We start from the raw sequence: 15663 nt of genomic DNA, 5'->3' as shown, positions 1-15663 counted from the left end.
TGATGAATCCCCACAAAAACGAAGCAGGCACAGTGGAAAAATGATCTAATTATTGCGCCAACAAAAAATAAGATCGCCACTATGCCTGCTTCCGCATTTTGCCATAAATTTTTACGGGAATCTTTAGCCAGCACCCATCAGTATCGTCGTAACGCCCTCACTGATATGACGATTTCCCTGACCCGCGGTGCTTCCCTCAATCTGACCAGCATTGGTCGCTCTCTTGCGGGTGATGCCCGCGTTAAGCACAAAATCAAACGCGTTGACCGCCTTATGGGGAATGCCGCCCTCCACCGGGAGGTGCCCGCGCTGTCACGCGACATTATCTGCTGGCTTATCCGGGACATGAAGGAGTGCGTCATTGCCGTGGACTGGAGCGCCTGGCCGACTCAGTCCTTCAGCCTTTTGCGTGCCAGCCTGCTGGCGGATGGACGCGCCATCCCGCTGCTGAGCCTCATCGCAGAAGGCGATAAGCTGGGAAATCCCGACCTTCAGAACCGTTTTCTGGACGACCTGGCCGGGTGCCTGGGAGACAGGAAAGTGACCATCGTCACCGATGCCGGGTTCCGCCGCGAGTGGTTTAACCGCGTTCAGTCGCACGGATGGCACTTCATCGGCCGGCTCAGGGGCAACGGCGTTCTGAAGCTGGCCGGAACGGAAGAGTGGGTAACGCCGGGTCAGCTAAAAGCCGGCACAACGCCGCGCTGTGCTGGTGCGGCCCGGCTGACGCGATATAAAAAATCACCGGCTTACGGCTTCGTGCACGTTCATAAGAGAGCACCCAAAAATCGTCACGGAAAGAAAAGCCGGGATCGTTTTTTTTACACGCGCGAAGAGGCAAACCAGAGTCGCCTGGCCCGTGAGCCGTGGGTGCTGTTTACCAGCGATGCGGAGCTGAAGTCACGGACGATAATGAAGCTTTACAGCCGGAGAATGCAGATAGAGCAGAACTTCCGGGATGAAAAGAGTGAACGTTACGGTATGGGGCTGAGAAGCAGCTTCAGCCGGAGTGTGGAAAGGATGTCAGTGCTGAACCTGCTGTCGACGCTGTGCAGCATCGTACTGTGGCTGATGGGCTACGCGCTTGAAAGAAAAGGCGAGCACCGGTTTTATCAGGCGAACACGGTGCAACACCGGCGAGTACTGTCATACCTTACGCTGGCAAGAAATGCGATAAGGCACAACCCGGCAGGGATCAGTCAGCTGGATATAGAAACGGCGCGAGCCGAACTATCAGCGAGTTACAGGGATATCGTATATGTGTATTAACGATATTCCTGGGGATCCCTCAGCCCTACGTGATGCGTTAATCCGCGTCGTAACCCAGGTTCGGCGCCAACCAGCGTTCGACTTCGGTGACGCTCATGCCTTTACGCGCCGCGTAATCTTCTACCTGATCACGCTGAATCTGCGCCACGGCGAAGTATTTGCTGTCGGGATGGCTGAAGTACCAGCCGGAAACCGCTGCACCTGGCCACATGGCGAAAGATTCGGTGAGCTTCATGCCGGTGTGCTTTTCCACATCCAGCAATTGCCAGATCGGCGCTTTCTCAGTGTGTTCCGGACAAGCCGGATAACCCGGCGCAGGACGAATGCCCTGATAATTCTCGCGAATCAACTCTTCGTTGCTGAGATTTTCATGGGCGGCAAAGCCCCAAATCACCTTACGCACACGCTCGTGCAGATACTCGGCAAAGGCTTCGGCCAGACGATCCGACACCGCTTTCACCATGATTTTGTTGTAATCATCGTGCTGCTTGTCGTACGCCTCGGCCAGCGCATCTTCCTCGATCCCGGCGGTAACCGCAAACGCGCCGAGATAATCGGCTTTACCGCTGGATTTTGGTGCTACGAAGTCGGCTAAACAGTAGTTGGCGAAGTCGGTTTTTTCGGTCTGCTGACGCAAGTGATGACTGACGCACAGCACCTGATTGCGGTTCTCATTGCTGTAGATTTCAATGTCATCGCCGACACGGTTAGCCGGGAAAATCCCCACCACGCCGCGTGGATTAAGCGTGCCAGTCTCACTCAGCATATCGAGCATGGCGTTGGCATCGGCAAACAGGCGCTTAGCCTCTTCGCCCACCACTTCATCTTCCAGAATGCGCGGATATTTGCCGGCCAATGACCAGGTCATAAAGAACGGCGTCCAGTCGATGTAATTGCGCAGCGTTTCAATGCTGGCTTCGACCGGGCTCACGCCGAGACGATGCGCCACCGGCGGCGTGTAACTTTCCCAGTCGATGGCGTAATCATTATCGCGCGCGGTTTGCAGGCTCACCGGCGGGGTGCGCGGTTTTTTACGCCCGTGCTGAATACGCACCGTGTCGTACTCTTTGCGCGTGCGCGCCACGAAATCCTCTTTCAGCGTCTCGGAGAGCAGCGATGACACCACGCCCACAGTGCGCGAGGCATTCTGTACGTAGACAGTTGGGCCGCTGTAGTTCTGTTCGATCTTCACGGCGGTATGTGCTTTCGAGGTGGTCGCGCCGCCAATCAGCAGCGGGATGGTGAATCCCTGACGCTCCATCTCTTTCGCCACGTTGACCATTTCATCCAGCGACGGCGTGATCAGGCCGGAAAGCCCAATTATATCGGCGTTCTCGGCAATCGCGGTTTTAAGGATTTTGTCGCTCGGCACCATGACGCCAAGGTCGATAATTTCGTAGTTGTTACACTGCAGCACCACGCCGACGATGTTTTTGCCGATGTCATGCACGTCGCCTTTTACCGTCGCCAGCACGATTTTGCCGTTGCTGCGTCCGGCTTCTTTACTCGCCTCGATATAGGGTTCGAGATACGCCACCGCTTGCTTCATCACGCGCGCCGATTTCACTACCTGCGGCAGGAACATTTTGCCCTCGCCGAACAGATCGCCGACCACGTTCATGCCGGACATCAGCGGCCCTTCGATTACCTGAATCGGACGTTCATAGCCCTGACGCGCCTCTTCGGTATCCAGCTCGATGAATTCGGTGATGCCTTTGACCAGCGAATATTCCAGACGCTTTACCACGTCCCAGCTGCGCCATTCGGCTTGCTGCTTCTCCTGCTCGCCATCGCTTTTGCTGCCGCGATACTTCTCCGCCAGCTCCAGCAAGCGCTCGGTGCCATCGTCACGGCGGTTCAGCACCACGTCTTCCACCGCATCGCGCAGCTCGGCAGGCAGATCGTCGTAAATTGCCAGTTGACCGGCATTCACGATGCCCATGTCCATGCCGTTGCGAATGGCGTAATAGAGGAACACCGCGTGAATCGCTTCGCGCACCGGTTCGTTACCACGGAACGAGAACGACACGTTGGAGACGCCGCCGGAGATCATCGCGTGCGGCAGTTCGCGCTTGATATCTTCACAGGCGCCGATGAAATCCATTGCGTAGTTATTGTGTTCTTCGATGCCGGTCGCCACGGCAAAAATATTCGGATCGAAGATGATGTCCTCTGGTGGGAAACCAACCTCTTCGGTCAGGATCTTGTAGGCGCGACGACAAATCTCGATTTTGCGTGCGCGCGTATCCGCCTGGCCCACTTCATCAAACGCCATCACCACCATCGCTGCGCCATAACGACGCACTTTACGCGCGTGCTCGATGAACGGTTCAACGCCCTCTTTCATCGAGATGGAGTTGACGATGCCTTTGCCCTGAATACACTGCAGGCCTTTCTCAATCACTTCCCATTTCGAGGAGTCGATCATGATCGGCACGCGTGCGATATCGGGTTCACCCGCGATCAGATTGAGGAAGCGCACCATCGCTGCTTCCGCATCCAGCATCCCTTCATCCATGTTGATATCGATGATTTGCGCACCGCTCTCAACCTGTTGACGCGCCACATCCAGCGCTTCGTTGTATTTCTCTTCTTTAATCAGGCGCTTGAACTTGGCCGAGCCAGTAACGTTGGTACGTTCGCCGACGTTGACGAATAGCGAATCGGCCTGAATATTCAGCGGTTCAAGACCGGCTAAGCGACAGGCAACCGGAATCTCAGGCAGCTGGCGCGGCGCAACGCCGTCTACTGCGGCCGCCATCGCCGCGATGTGTTCCGGCGTGGTGCCGCAGCAGCCGCCGATTATGTTCAGAAAACCGGCGCGCGCCCATTCGCCAATTTGCTCGGCCATAATCGCCGCATCGAGATCGTATTCACCAAAGGCGTTGGGCAAGCCGGCGTTCGGGTGCGCGGTGACGTAGCCTTCAGCAATACGCGACAGCTCCGCCACATACTGGCGCAGTTCATCCGGGCCCAGCGCACAGTTGAGGCCGAACGACAGCGGTTCGGCGTGACGCAGCGAGTTATAGAAGCCTTCAGTGGTTTGGCCTGAGAGCGTACGACCAGAAGCATCGGTGATGGTACCGGAGATCATCAGCGGCAGCTTGACGCCCATCGCTTCCATCTCGGCCTGCACCGCGTAGATCGCCGCTTTGGCGTTCAGAGTATCGAACACCGTTTCGATCATGATCAGGTCGGAACCACCGGCAATCAGCGCATGTGTGGATTCACGGTAAGCTTCCACCAGCTGATTGAAGGTTACGTTTCGATAAGCGGGATCGTTAACGTCCGGCGAGATCGAACAGGTGCGGTTGGTGGGGCCCAATACGCCCGCCACGTAGCGCGGACGGTGCGGCGTTTTCGCCGTCCACTCATCGGCACTGGCGCGCGCCAGTTTAGCGGCTTCGAAGTTGATCTCCGCCGACAGCGCTTCCATCGCGTAATCGGCCATCGCAATGGTGGTGGAGTTGAAGGTGTTGGTTTCCAGAATATCCGCGCCGGCGGCGAGATAGGCATCGTGGATTTCGCGGATGACGTCCGGTTTGGTCAGCACCAACAGATCGTTGTTGCCCTTCAAATCAGATGACCAGTCGGCAAAGCGGCTGCCACGGAAATCCTGCTCACTCAGTTTATAACTCTGGATCATGGTGCCCATGCCACCGTCCAGAATCATAATGCGTTGTGCCAGCTGCTGCTGCAGCATTTCTGTTTTGTTGCTCACTCTCGCCCCGTCCACGTCATTGCGTTGGCTAATATGCCAGCCAGACATACTGGCACAACTTGCAGGTGATCAAAAGTCAGCTCAGATGAGACATTTTCAGCTATTACCCATTACAGGTCTGACCAGAAAGTCAGCGTTTGCATTAATGCAGTTAAAAACGAAAATGGTTTCCAGCATTGATGCGAATTGGAGACGTTATGGCAACCCCTGCGCCCGTTAAACGCGGCAAGAAACCTCGTGCTACAACGACACCCACCAGCGCGCCTGTCGGCGGGCAAGTACAATCTCTGACGCGCGGCCTGCGCCTGCTGGAGCTGATTGCCGAATCCCACGGCAGCGTGGCGCTGACCGAACTGGCGCAACAGGCCGGTTTACCCAACTCCACCACCCATCGCCTGCTCTCCACCATGCAGCAGCAAGGTTTTGTGCATCAGGTGGGCGATTTAGGTCTATGGACCATTGGTTCGCACGCTTTTGTGGTCGGCAGCAGCTTCCTGCAGAGCCGAAATCTGCTGGCGATTGTGCATCCGCTGCTGCGCAAGCTGATGGAAGATGCCGGTGAGACGGTGAATCTGGCGGTGCTGGATCTCAGCGATTATCAGGCGGTGATCATCGATCAGGTGCAGTGTACGCAGCTGATGCGCATGTCCGCGCCGATTGGCGGCAAGCTGCCGATGCATGCATCCGGCGCCGGTAAAGCGTTTCTGGCGCATCTCAGCGATGAGCAAGTTACCGCGCTGCTGCATCAAAAAGGATTGCATCATTACACGCCGAAAACGCTGATGTCGCCACATAGCCTGAAGGAGAATCTGGCGCTGATTCGTAAGATGGGCTTTTCGCATGATGATGAAGAGCATGCGCTGGGTTTGCGTTGCGTCGCGGCACCGATTTATGACGAACATGGCGAACCCTTCGCCGCCATCTCGATTTCCGGCCCGATTGCGCGCATGACCGACGACCGCATCACCGAGCTCGGTGCGCTGGTAATCCGTGCCGCCAAACAGGTGACCCAAACCTACTCTGGCCGCTAAGCGGCCACCGAAGCATAGCGCGCGCTGAAACGCTGGCTGGCGCGCCACGCAATCACCTCTTCAATATGCCCTTCACGGATGCGCGTTTGCAGCGCGCGCCACCAGCTGGGATCAAACAGTTGCGGATGCAGCGCCTGCAGCAGTTTGCCGGTCGACGGTTCGCTGCACAGCGCATAGCGGAAGGTTTCAGGGAACACATCATCCGGCCCGACGCTGTACCACGGCTCGGCCTGCAGCTCATCTTCTTCATAGCGCGCCTGCGGTACATCGCGGAACACCAACTCGGTCATCGGGCGGATTTCGTCGTAATCGTAAAACACCACGCGGCCGTGACGCGTCATGCCAAAGTTTTTGTACAGCATGTCGCCGGGGAAAATGTTCGCCGCCGCCAGCTGACGAATCGCATCACCGTATTCGCCAATCGCGTGCTGCCGCTGTTCCGGCGAGGCCTGAGCCAGCCACAGATTGAGCGGCTCCATGCGCCGTTCCAGCCACAGATGGCGGATGATCACCACGTCGTCGCGCAGCTCGATTTTTTCCGGGATATCGCGCTCAAACTCCGCCATCAGTTCAGCCGGAATACGCGCGCGCGGTAACGCAAAGTGCTCAAACTCCTGGGTATCTGCCATGCGACCGACGCGATCATGCTCTTTAACCATGCGATAGCAGTCGCGCACCTGCGCATCGGTGACCTCTTTTTGCGGTGCGAAGCGGTCTTTGATCACCTTAAATACGCGATCAAAACCCGGCAGCGTGAACACCATCATCACCATGCCGCGAATGCCGGGCGCGACGGTAAAATCTTCCTGGCTGTGCGCCAGATAGTGCAGATATTCGCGATAGCATTCGGTTTTGCCGTGTTTCTGACAGCCAATCGCCATGTAGCGTTCAGCCACGGTTTTGCCCGGCAGTATCGGTTGCAGCCACGCCACCAGCGCGGCGGGCACCGGCGCGTAGACCATAAAATAGGCGCGGGCGAAGCCAAACACGATGCTGGCATCATCGCTATCGGTGAGACAAGTATCGATCCACAATCGTCCTGCATCATCGCGCTGAATCGGCAGCAAACAGGGCACCATGCCATTGCTTAGCTGCAGGCGCGCCACGATCCACGCGGTTTTGTTGCGGTAAAACAGTTCGCTGGCGACATCCAGCGTCGCCGTCGCCAGTTGAGCGACACCAAACTGCTCGTGCAGATGGCGCACAATCCAGCCGATATCGCGCGTTTGATCCTGCCACGTTAAGCGCAGCGGAATGTCATTCAGCACCTGACGCAATGTTTCCTGCCAATTGTGTTGCGGGCGATAAAGACGCGACAACGGGCGCTGGGCAACCGGCGCAGGCGCATAAGGTTGCGAAGGCAAGATAAACAGACGTTCGGGCGACAGATGGCTGTGGCCCTGCAAGCGGCAATAGACCGAGTTGAAGAAGCTTTCGGCGATTTCATGGCGCGGATAGCCGGGCAGCAAGGTTTCGTAATGGCTTTTCACCCGCAGCCAGAACGCGTCGTCCCAATCCGAAGTGTCATTGAGAATGCGCAGCTGGTTGGTGACGAGGCCAACGTGGTGATCGTAAAGGTGGATACGCGCTTTCATGGCCTGCTGCACCGCGTGCCAGTCAGCCTGCTCGAAGCGCTGTTGTGCGCCAGCGGTGATATCCAGAAAGCGGCCATACTGCGCGTCAAAACCTTGCAGGATGGTGTGGGCGATCAGCGATTCTCTCGGTGTCATAGGTGACGCTCCGGGGAAATGGTCGCCATGAATGGCGACCCTACGACGGCTTTAGAATTGCGCGGCTTCGGTGGAACCGGTCAACGCGGTCACTGAGGATTGTCCGCCCTGAATGACGTTGGTAACGCGATCGAAATAGCCGGTGCCGACTTCCTGTTGATGCGACGAGAAGGTGTAGCCCTTATCGCGCGCCGCAAACTCTGGCTGCTGCACTTTTTCCACGTAATGACGCATGCCTTCGCCCTGCGCATAAGCGTGCGCCAGGTCGAACATGTTGAACCACATGCTGTGAATCCCGGCCAGCGTGATGAACTGGAAGCGATAGCCCATTTCGCTCAGCGCCTGCTGGAAACGCGCGATGGTGCGATCGTCGAGGTTCTTCTTCCAGTTGAACGATGGCGAACAGTTGTAGGCCAGCAGCTTGCCGGGATACTGCGCGTGGATCGCGTCGGCAAAACGCTGCGCCATCTCCAGATCCGGCGTTGAGGTTTCGCACCACAACACGTCGGCATAAGGCGCATACGCCAGCCCGCGACTGATCGCCTGTTCAATCCCGGCATGCGTGCGGAAGAAGCCTTCCGAGGTACGCTCGCCGGTGATAAACGCCGCATCGCGCGGGTCGCAGTCTGAGGTGATCAGATCGGCGGCATCCGCATCGGTACGCGCCAGCAATACCGTCGGCACGTTCATTACGTCTGCGGCCAGACGCGCCGCCACCAGTTTCTGAATCGCTTCCTGCGTCGGGACTAACACCTTGCCGCCCATGTGGCCGCACTTCTTCACTGCCGCCAGTTGGTCTTCAAAATGCACCGCGCCCGCACCGGCCTGAATCATCGATTTCATCAGCTCGAACGCATTGAGTACGCCGCCAAAGCCCGCTTCCGCATCGGCGACTATCGGCAGGAAGTAATCAATAAAATCATTGTCTTCTGGCGATACGCCGCTGGCCCATTGAATCTGATCGGCACGCTGGAAGCTCTGGTTAATCCGCTCTACCACATTCGGCACTGAATTCACCGGATACAGCGATTGGTCGGGATACATCTGCCCGGCCAGGTTGGCATCTGCAGCCACTTGCCAGCCGGAGAGGTAAATCGCTTCTATACCGGCTTTCGCCTGCTGCACTGCTTGTCCGCCGGTCAATGCGCCAAGGCTGTTAATGTAGCCTTTGCTCGATTCGCCATTCAGCAGCGACCAGAGTTTAGTAGCACCGCGCTCCGCCAGCGTACAGGCGGGATTGACCGAACCGCGCAAGTTGACCACATCCTCCGCACTGTACGGACGAGTGATTCCCTGCCAGCGCGCATCATTCCAGCTCGATTCCAGTTGTTTGATCTGTTGCGTACGATTCATCGTCATATCTCCAGGTTCAAGGCAGCAGGCGGTAGCCCGGCAGAGTGAGGAAGGAAACCAGTTCGTCATCGGTGGTGATTTGCGCCATCAGCGCGGCGGCATCGTCGAAGCGTCCGTTCTGGAAACGCTCTGCGCCAACGGTTTGCTGCAAGGCAGCCAGCTCTTCCGCCAGTAGCCGTTCAAACAGCGCCACCGTAACCGGCTGACCATCGCTGAGAATTTGCTTGTGATGAATCCATTGCCAGATGGAGGTGCGGGCGATTTCAGCGGTGGCGGCGTCTTCCATCAATCCGTCAATCGGTACGCAGCCGTTACCGCTGATCCAGGCTTCCAGATATTGCAGCGCTACGCGGATGTTGGCGCGCATGCCGGCTTCGGTGCGCTTGCCGCGGCACGGTGCCAGCAGACGCTCGGCGGTGATTGGTGCATCCTGCTCACGCGTAATGTGCAATTGATTAGGTTGATCGCCCAGTCGACGGTCAAACTCCTCCATCGCGATGTCTGCCAAACCGGGATGCGCCACCCAGGTTCCGTCGTGACCGTTGCCCGCTTCGCGCGCTTTATCTTCTTGCACCTTTTGCGTAACCCATAAATTGCGCTCCGCGTCTTTGCTCGGAATCAGCGCCGACATACCGCCCATTGCCAGCGCGCCACGGCGATGACAGGTTCTGATCAGCAGCCGTGAATAGGCATCGAGGAACGGCTGATCCATGCTGATTTGCTGGCGATCCGGCAGGATGCGATCGGGATGCTGGCCCAGTGTTTTGATGTAGCTGAAGATGTAATCCCAACGGCCACAGTTCAGGCCCACCACGTGATCGCGCAGCTCCCACAGGATCTCATCCATCTGGAACACCGCTGGCAGCGTTTCGATCAATACCGTGGCTTTGATGGTGCCGCGCGGCAGATCGAAGCGATCTTCACTGAAGCGGAAGATCTCACGCCACCACGCCACTTCAGCGGCATGCTCGGTTTTCGGTAAGTAGAACCACGGCGCGTGGCCCTTCTCCAGCAGCGCTTCAACGTTGTGGAAAAAGTAGAGCGCAAAGTCGAACAATCCGCCGGGAATAGCCCGATCGCGCCACTCCACATGCTTTTCATTCAGATGCAGACCGCGTACCCGACACATCAGCAGCGCCGGATTGGCACGCAGCTGGTAGATCTTGCCGGTTTCACTGGTGAAGCTCAGCGTGCCATTAACCGCATCGCGCAAGGTTAATTGTCCATCGACCAGCTTCTGCCAGGTTGGTGCCAGTGAATCTTCAAAGTCGGCCATGAAGACGTTGACGTTGGCGTTGAGCGCGTTGATCACCATTTTGCGATCCGGCGGCCCGGTGATCTCCACGCGGCGATCTTGTAACAGTTGCGGAATAGGACGAACCTGCCACGCATTTTCACGAATGGAAGCGGTTTCCGAATCAAATCCCGGTAACTCACCTTGATCGTAACGCTTCTGCCGTTGCTGGCGTGCTTTCAGCAGGCGTTCGCGCTCTGGTGCGAAACGCACTACCAATGCGTGTACAAAGTCGATCGCTTCTGGGGTAAGCAGCTGCTTTTCCGCGTAGGTAAAGGGCTGGCTGAAGGTTAGCGTATTGCTGATAACCGAGTCTGTCATGCGGGCTGCCTCCTGGGTTGATCCATCGTTTAACGATCGGATCCGGATGTAGGGTGTTTTATAACCTGCAAGATCAGAGCATAATGATTTTTATTTTATTTTCAAAAACTATTTCCATTTTTATTTTTATAGTGATTTATCAGGTTGATATTTATGTAATTTAATCTCTCGAATTAAAGGCAATAACTTCCACCACTGAATTGAAGGCAAAAAAAAGCCGCGATAGCTTTCGGCTAGCGCGGCGGGATCAAACGAGATGTGGAGTTATTCGAGCGTTGGATTCATCCGACGCAGATCGAACGGCGTGATCTGATAAACGTAGTAGTTCAGCCAGTTGGAGAACAGCAGATTGCCGTGGCTGCGCCAGGTGGCGCGCGGCGGCAGTTCTGGGTTGTCCTGCGGGAAGTAGTTGAACGGCACTTCCGGCTGCAGGCCTGCATCGTAATCGCGATGATATTCACCTGAAAGCGTTAACGCGTCGTACTCAGGATGGCCGGTGACAAACGCCAGGCGCTTATCTTTGCTTGCCATCAAATACGCGCCGGTGGATTCCGATTCGGCAAACAGCTCGAGATCGGTGTAATCACGGATCAGCTGGCTGGGGAAATCGGCATAGCGTGAATGCGGTGCCAGGAAATTGTCGTCAAAGCCACGCGTCAGTAATGCGTGTGGATGCAGGATTTGGTGCTCATAAACACCGGACAATTTGTTCTGCCGCGTCTGCTTAGGAATGCCATACAGAATGTTGAGTGCCGCCTGAACCGCCCAACAGACAAACAGCGTGGAGGTGACGTGTTCATTCGCCCAGTGCAGCACGCGCTGGATCTGTGGCCAGTAAGCAACATCATTGAAATCGACCAATCCCAGCGGCGCGCCGGTCACAATCAGTCCATCGAAATTATCGTTTTGGATGTCTTCAAAGTTGCAGTAGAAGTTGTTCAGATGCTCTGTCGGCGTGTTGCGCGACTCGCGGCTATCAATGCGCAGCAGCTGCACATCAATCTGCAACGGTGAGTTTGAGAGCAGGCGCAGGAACTGGTTTTCTGTCTCAATCTTCTTTGGCATCAGGTTAAGAATCAGCACTTTTAGCGGACGGATCTCCTGAACACTGGCGCGCGACGAAGTCATGACAAAGACGTTTTCATCACGCAAAAAATTCACTGCCGGTAATTCGTCGGGAATCCTGATTGGCATAACCTGCTCACCTCTTACTAATAACCGTATAAACGTTTAGACATCCAGATGCCCGACATTAGCGTGTTATGTCGAGAATGTCGAGTCTTCATGCGGTTTATGAAAATGTTTCAGCTTTAGGTGGGATTTGGGAAAATCGTTAGGGAGATGAGTATGTCATGTGCGAATTTTAGCTTCAGGATGGTACTAAACATTAAGCAGTTTCTAAATTTCAGACGTAAAAAAGCCCCGAACTCTCGTTCGGGGCTTCTTCACTTATTTGATGCCTGGCAGTTCCCTACTCTCGCATGGGGAGACCCCACACTACCATCGGCGCTACGGCGTTTCACTTCTGAGTTCGGCATGGGGTCAGGTGGGACCACCGCGCTAAAGCCGCCAGGCAAATTCCTGCGCAAAAACGAATAACATTCGCTTCCGCTGATTCTTTAATCCGTAAAACAAGCTGAAAATCCGGTCTCTCAGACCAAAACGCCTCTGGCGTTGTAAGGTTAAGCCTCACGGGTCATTAGTACCGGTTAGCTCAACGCATCGCTGCGCTTACACATCCGGCCTATCAACGTCGTAGTCTTCAACGTCCCTTCAGGACTCTCAAGGAGTCAGGGAGAACTCATCTCGGGGCAAGTTTCGTGCTTAGATGCTTTCAGCACTTATCTTTTCCGCACTTAGCTACCGGGCAATGCCATTGGCATGACAACCCGAACACCAGTGGTGCGTTCACTCCGGTCCTCTCGTACTAGGAGCAACCCCCCTCAATTCTCCAGCGCCCACGGCAGATAGGGACCGAACTGTCTCACGACGTTCTAAACCCAGCTCGCGTACCACTTTAAACGGCGAACAGCCGTACCCTTGGGACCTACTTCAGCCCCAGGATGTGATGAGCCGACATCGAGGTGCCAAACACCGCCGTCGATATGAACTCTTGGGCGGTATCAGCCTGTTATCCCCGGAGTACCTTTTATCCGTTGAGCGATGGCCCTTCCATTCAGAACCACCGGATCACTATGACCTGCTTTCGCACCTGCTCGAGCCGTCACTCTCGCAGTCAAGCTGGCTTATGCCATTGCACTAACCTCCTGATGTCCGACCAGGATTAGCCAACCTTCGTGCTCCTCCGTTACTCTTTGGGAGGAGACCGCCCCAGTCAAACTACCCACCAGACACTGTCCGCAGCCCGGATCACGGGCCTACGTTAGAACATCAAACATTAAAGGGTGGTATTTCAAGGTTGGCTCCACGCAGACTGGCGTCCACGCTTCAAAGCCTCCCACCTATCCTACACATCAAGGCTCAATGTTCAGTGTCAAGCTATAGTAAAGGTTCACGGGGTCTTTCCGTCTTGCCGCGGGTACACTGCATCTTCACAGCGATTTCAATTTCACTGAGTCTCGGGTGGAGACAGCCTGGCCATCATTACGCCATTCGTGCAGGTCGGAACTTACCCGACAAGGAATTTCGCTACCTTAGGACCGTTATAGTTACGGCCGCCGTTTACCGGGGCTTCGATCAAGAGCTTCTCCTTGCGGATAACCCCATCAATTAACCTTCCGGCACCGGGCAGGCGTCACACCGTATACGTCCACTTTCGTGTTTGCACAGTGCTGTGTTTTTAATAAACAGTTGCAGCCAGCTGGTATCTTCGACTGGCTTCGGCTCGGGGAGCAAGTCCCTCTACCTACGCGCCAGCGTGCCTTCTCCCGAAGTTACGGCACCATTTTGCCTAGTTCCTTCACCCGAGTTCTCTCAAGCGCCTTGGTATTCTCTACCTGACCACCTGTGTCGGTTTGGGGTACGATTTCGTGTTACCTGGAGCTTAGAGGCTTTTCCTGGAAGCAGGGCATCAGTTACTTCACCACCGTGGTGGCTCGTCGTCACGCCTCAGCCTTAAGATATCCCGGATTTACCAAAGATATCAGCCTACACGCTTAAACCGGGACAACCGTCGCCCGGATAACCTAGCCTTCTCCGTCCCCCCTTCGCAGTAACACCAAGTGCAGGAATATTAACCTGCTTCCCATCGACTACGCTTTTCAGCCTCGCCTTAGGGGTCGACTCACCCTGCTCCGATTAACGTTGAACAGGAACCCTTGGTCTTCCGGCGAGCGGGCTTTTCACCCGCTTTATCGTTACTTATGTCAGCATTCGCACTTCTGATACCTCCAGCACCCCTCACAGGACACCTTCAACGGCTTACAGAACGCTCCCCTACCCAACAACACATAGTGTCGCTGCCGCAGCTTCGGTGCATGGTTTAGCCCCGTTACATCTTCCGCGCAGGCCGACTCGACCAGTGAGCTATTACGCTTTCTTTAAATGATGGCTGCTTCTAAGCCAACATCCTGGCTGTCTGTGCCTTCCCACATCGTTTCCCACTTAACCATGACTTTGGGACCTTAGCTGGCGGTCTGGGTTGTTTCCCTCTTCACGACGGACGTTAGCACCCGCCGTGTGTCTCCCGTGATAACATTCTTCGGTATTCGCAGTTTGCATCGGGTTGGTAAGCCGGGATGGCCCCCTAGCCGAAACAGTGCTCTACCCCCGAAGATGAGTTCACGAGGCGCTACCTAAATAGCTTTCGGGGAGAACCAGCTATCTCCCGGTTTGATTGGCCTTTCACCCCCAGCCACAAGTCATCCGCTAATTTTTCAACATTAGTCGGTTCGGTCCTCCAGTTAGTGTTACCCAACCTTCAACCTGCCCATGGCTAGATCACCGGGTTTCGGGTCTATACCCTGCAACTTAACGCCCAGTTAAGACTCGGTTTCCCTGCGGCTCCCCTATACGGTTAACCTTGCTACAGAATATAAGTCGCTGACCCATTATACAAAAGGTACGCAGTCACCCCATAAATGAGGCTCCCACTGCTTGTACGTACACGGTTTCAGGTTCTGTTTCACTCCCCTCGCCGGGGTTCTTTTCGCCTTTCCCTCACGGTACTGGTTCACTATCGGTCAGTCAGGAGTATTTAGCCTTGGAGGATGGTCCCCCCATATTCAGACAGGATACCACGTGTCCCGCCCTACTCTTCGAACTCACAGTATGTGCACTTTCGTGTACGGGGCTATCACCCGGTATCGCGCGACTTTCCAGACGCTTCCACTAACGCACAAACTGATTCAGGTTCTGGGCTGTTCCCCGTTCGCTCGCCGCTACTGGGGGAATCTCGGTTGATTTCTTTTCCTCTGGGTACTTAGATGTTTCAGTTCCCCAGGTTCGCCTCGCAACACTATGTATTCATGTTGCGATGATGCACTGAGTGCACCGGGTTTCCCCATTCGGACATCGTCGGCTGTAGCGGTTCATATCACCTTACCGACGCTTTACGCAGATTAGCACGTCCTTCATCGCCTCTGACTGCCAGGGCATCCACCGTGTACGCTTAGTCGCTTAACCTCACAACCCACAGGCGTTTTGCAACGCGTGCAGACTGCAAGCATTTGAGAGACTCGAACATGTTGTTATTCATTTCCTATTACGGAGAAATGAACCAACACGTCGTTTCAATTTTCAGCTTGTTCCGGATTGTTAAAGAGCAATATCTCAAACATGACGGTTAAGTCAGTTTTGAGATACTTCGTGGAGACACCTTTCACCTGTCACCAAGCAAGTGGCGTCCCCTAGGGGATTCGAACCCCTGTTGCCGCCGTGAAAGGGCGGAGTCCTAACCGCTAGACGAAGGGGACACGAGTAGTGTCACGACTTCGCAGCCGTCTTGCTCATTACTTTTTATCAGACAATCTGTGTGAGCACTGC

Annotated in this window: 7 protein-coding genes, 1 tRNA gene and 2 rRNA genes; 2 read left to right on the top strand and 8 right to left on the bottom strand. The window is 55.5% G+C overall.

All coding sequences use genetic code 11. From position 1 onward, the window contains the following. Positions 1–81 precede the first annotated feature (81 nt). Positions 82–1269 carry an IS4 family transposase gene (locus VIJ98_RS01270; RefSeq protein WP_323271900.1) on the top strand — a complete coding sequence of 396 codons (1188 nt, stop codon included), beginning with the start codon at positions 82–84 and terminating at the stop codon, positions 1267–1269. Positions 1270–1306: 37 nt separating this feature from the next. On the opposite strand, the gene metH is transcribed toward VIJ98_RS01270, so the two are convergent. Beyond that, positions 1307–4990: a methionine synthase gene (gene metH, locus VIJ98_RS01265; RefSeq protein WP_323271899.1), complete on the bottom strand. Its 3684-nt coding sequence runs from the start codon at positions 4988–4990 to the stop codon at positions 1307–1309. 197 nt (positions 4991–5187) lie between these two features. Here metH and iclR point away from each other — a divergent pair, with 197 nt between their 5' ends. Beyond that, complete coding sequence (iclR, locus tag VIJ98_RS01260; RefSeq protein ID WP_008109838.1) at positions 5188–6021, top strand: glyoxylate bypass operon transcriptional repressor IclR; 834 nt, start codon at positions 5188–5190, stop codon at positions 6019–6021. Here the strand turns inward: iclR and aceK are convergent. From aceK to VIJ98_RS01225, 7 genes are all read right to left on the bottom strand, one after another. Then, complete coding sequence (aceK, locus tag VIJ98_RS01255; protein ID WP_323271898.1) at positions 6018–7751, bottom strand: bifunctional isocitrate dehydrogenase kinase/phosphatase; 1734 nt, start codon at positions 7749–7751, stop codon at positions 6018–6020. The two genes, iclR and aceK, sit on opposite strands and share 4 nt — an antisense overlap. A gap of 51 nt (positions 7752–7802) precedes the next feature. Beyond that, complete coding sequence (gene aceA, locus VIJ98_RS01250) at positions 7803–9104, bottom strand: isocitrate lyase (RefSeq protein WP_008109833.1); 1302 nt, start codon at positions 9102–9104, stop codon at positions 7803–7805. Between the two features lie 16 nt (positions 9105–9120). Continuing rightward, positions 9121–10719 (bottom strand): malate synthase A, encoded by a 1599-nt coding sequence (gene aceB, locus VIJ98_RS01245; RefSeq protein ID WP_323271897.1) that lies wholly within the window; start codon positions 10717–10719, stop codon positions 9121–9123. A 264-nt stretch (positions 10720–10983) separates the two neighbouring features. Further along, positions 10984–11913, bottom strand: a complete 930-nt coding sequence (metA, locus tag VIJ98_RS01240) for a homoserine O-succinyltransferase (RefSeq protein ID WP_008109827.1) — start codon at positions 11911–11913, stop codon at positions 10984–10986. Positions 11914–12177: 264 nt separating this feature from the next. Beyond that, positions 12178–12293, bottom strand: a 5S ribosomal RNA gene (gene rrf / locus VIJ98_RS01235). Positions 12294–12397: 104 nt separating this feature from the next. Further along, positions 12398–15303: ribosomal RNA gene (locus tag VIJ98_RS01230) — 23S ribosomal RNA — on the bottom strand. 215 nt (positions 15304–15518) lie between these two features. Continuing rightward, a tRNA-Glu gene (locus VIJ98_RS01225) sits at positions 15519–15593 on the bottom strand. Between the last annotated feature and the right edge of the window lie 70 nt (positions 15594–15663).

Source organism: Pantoea sp. S18, from assembly GCF_045689705.1.
GTDB lineage: Bacteria > Pseudomonadota > Gammaproteobacteria > Enterobacterales > Enterobacteriaceae > Pantoea > Pantoea symbiotica.
This window is presented reverse-complemented; position numbering and strand designations above follow the sequence as displayed.

What these genes read in the sequence shown, in the direction of transcription:
- aceA (WP_008109833.1), bottom strand. Translation starts at nt 9,104, where the DNA reads ATGAATCGTACGCAACAGATCAAACAACTGGAATCGAGCTGGAATGAT.
- aceB (WP_323271897.1), bottom strand. Translation starts at nt 10,719, where the DNA reads ATGACAGACTCGGTTATCAGCAATACGCTAACCTTCAGCCAGCCCTTT.
- metA (WP_008109827.1), bottom strand. Translation starts at nt 11,913, where the DNA reads ATGCCAATCAGGATTCCCGACGAATTACCGGCAGTGAATTTTTTGCGT.
- iclR (WP_008109838.1), top strand. Translation starts at nt 5,188, where the DNA reads ATGGCAACCCCTGCGCCCGTTAAACGCGGCAAGAAACCTCGTGCTACA.
- VIJ98_RS01270 (WP_323271900.1), top strand. Translation starts at nt 82, where the DNA reads ATGCCTGCTTCCGCATTTTGCCATAAATTTTTACGGGAATCTTTAGCC.
- aceK (WP_323271898.1), bottom strand. Translation starts at nt 7,751, where the DNA reads ATGACACCGAGAGAATCGCTGATCGCCCACACCATCCTGCAAGGTTTT.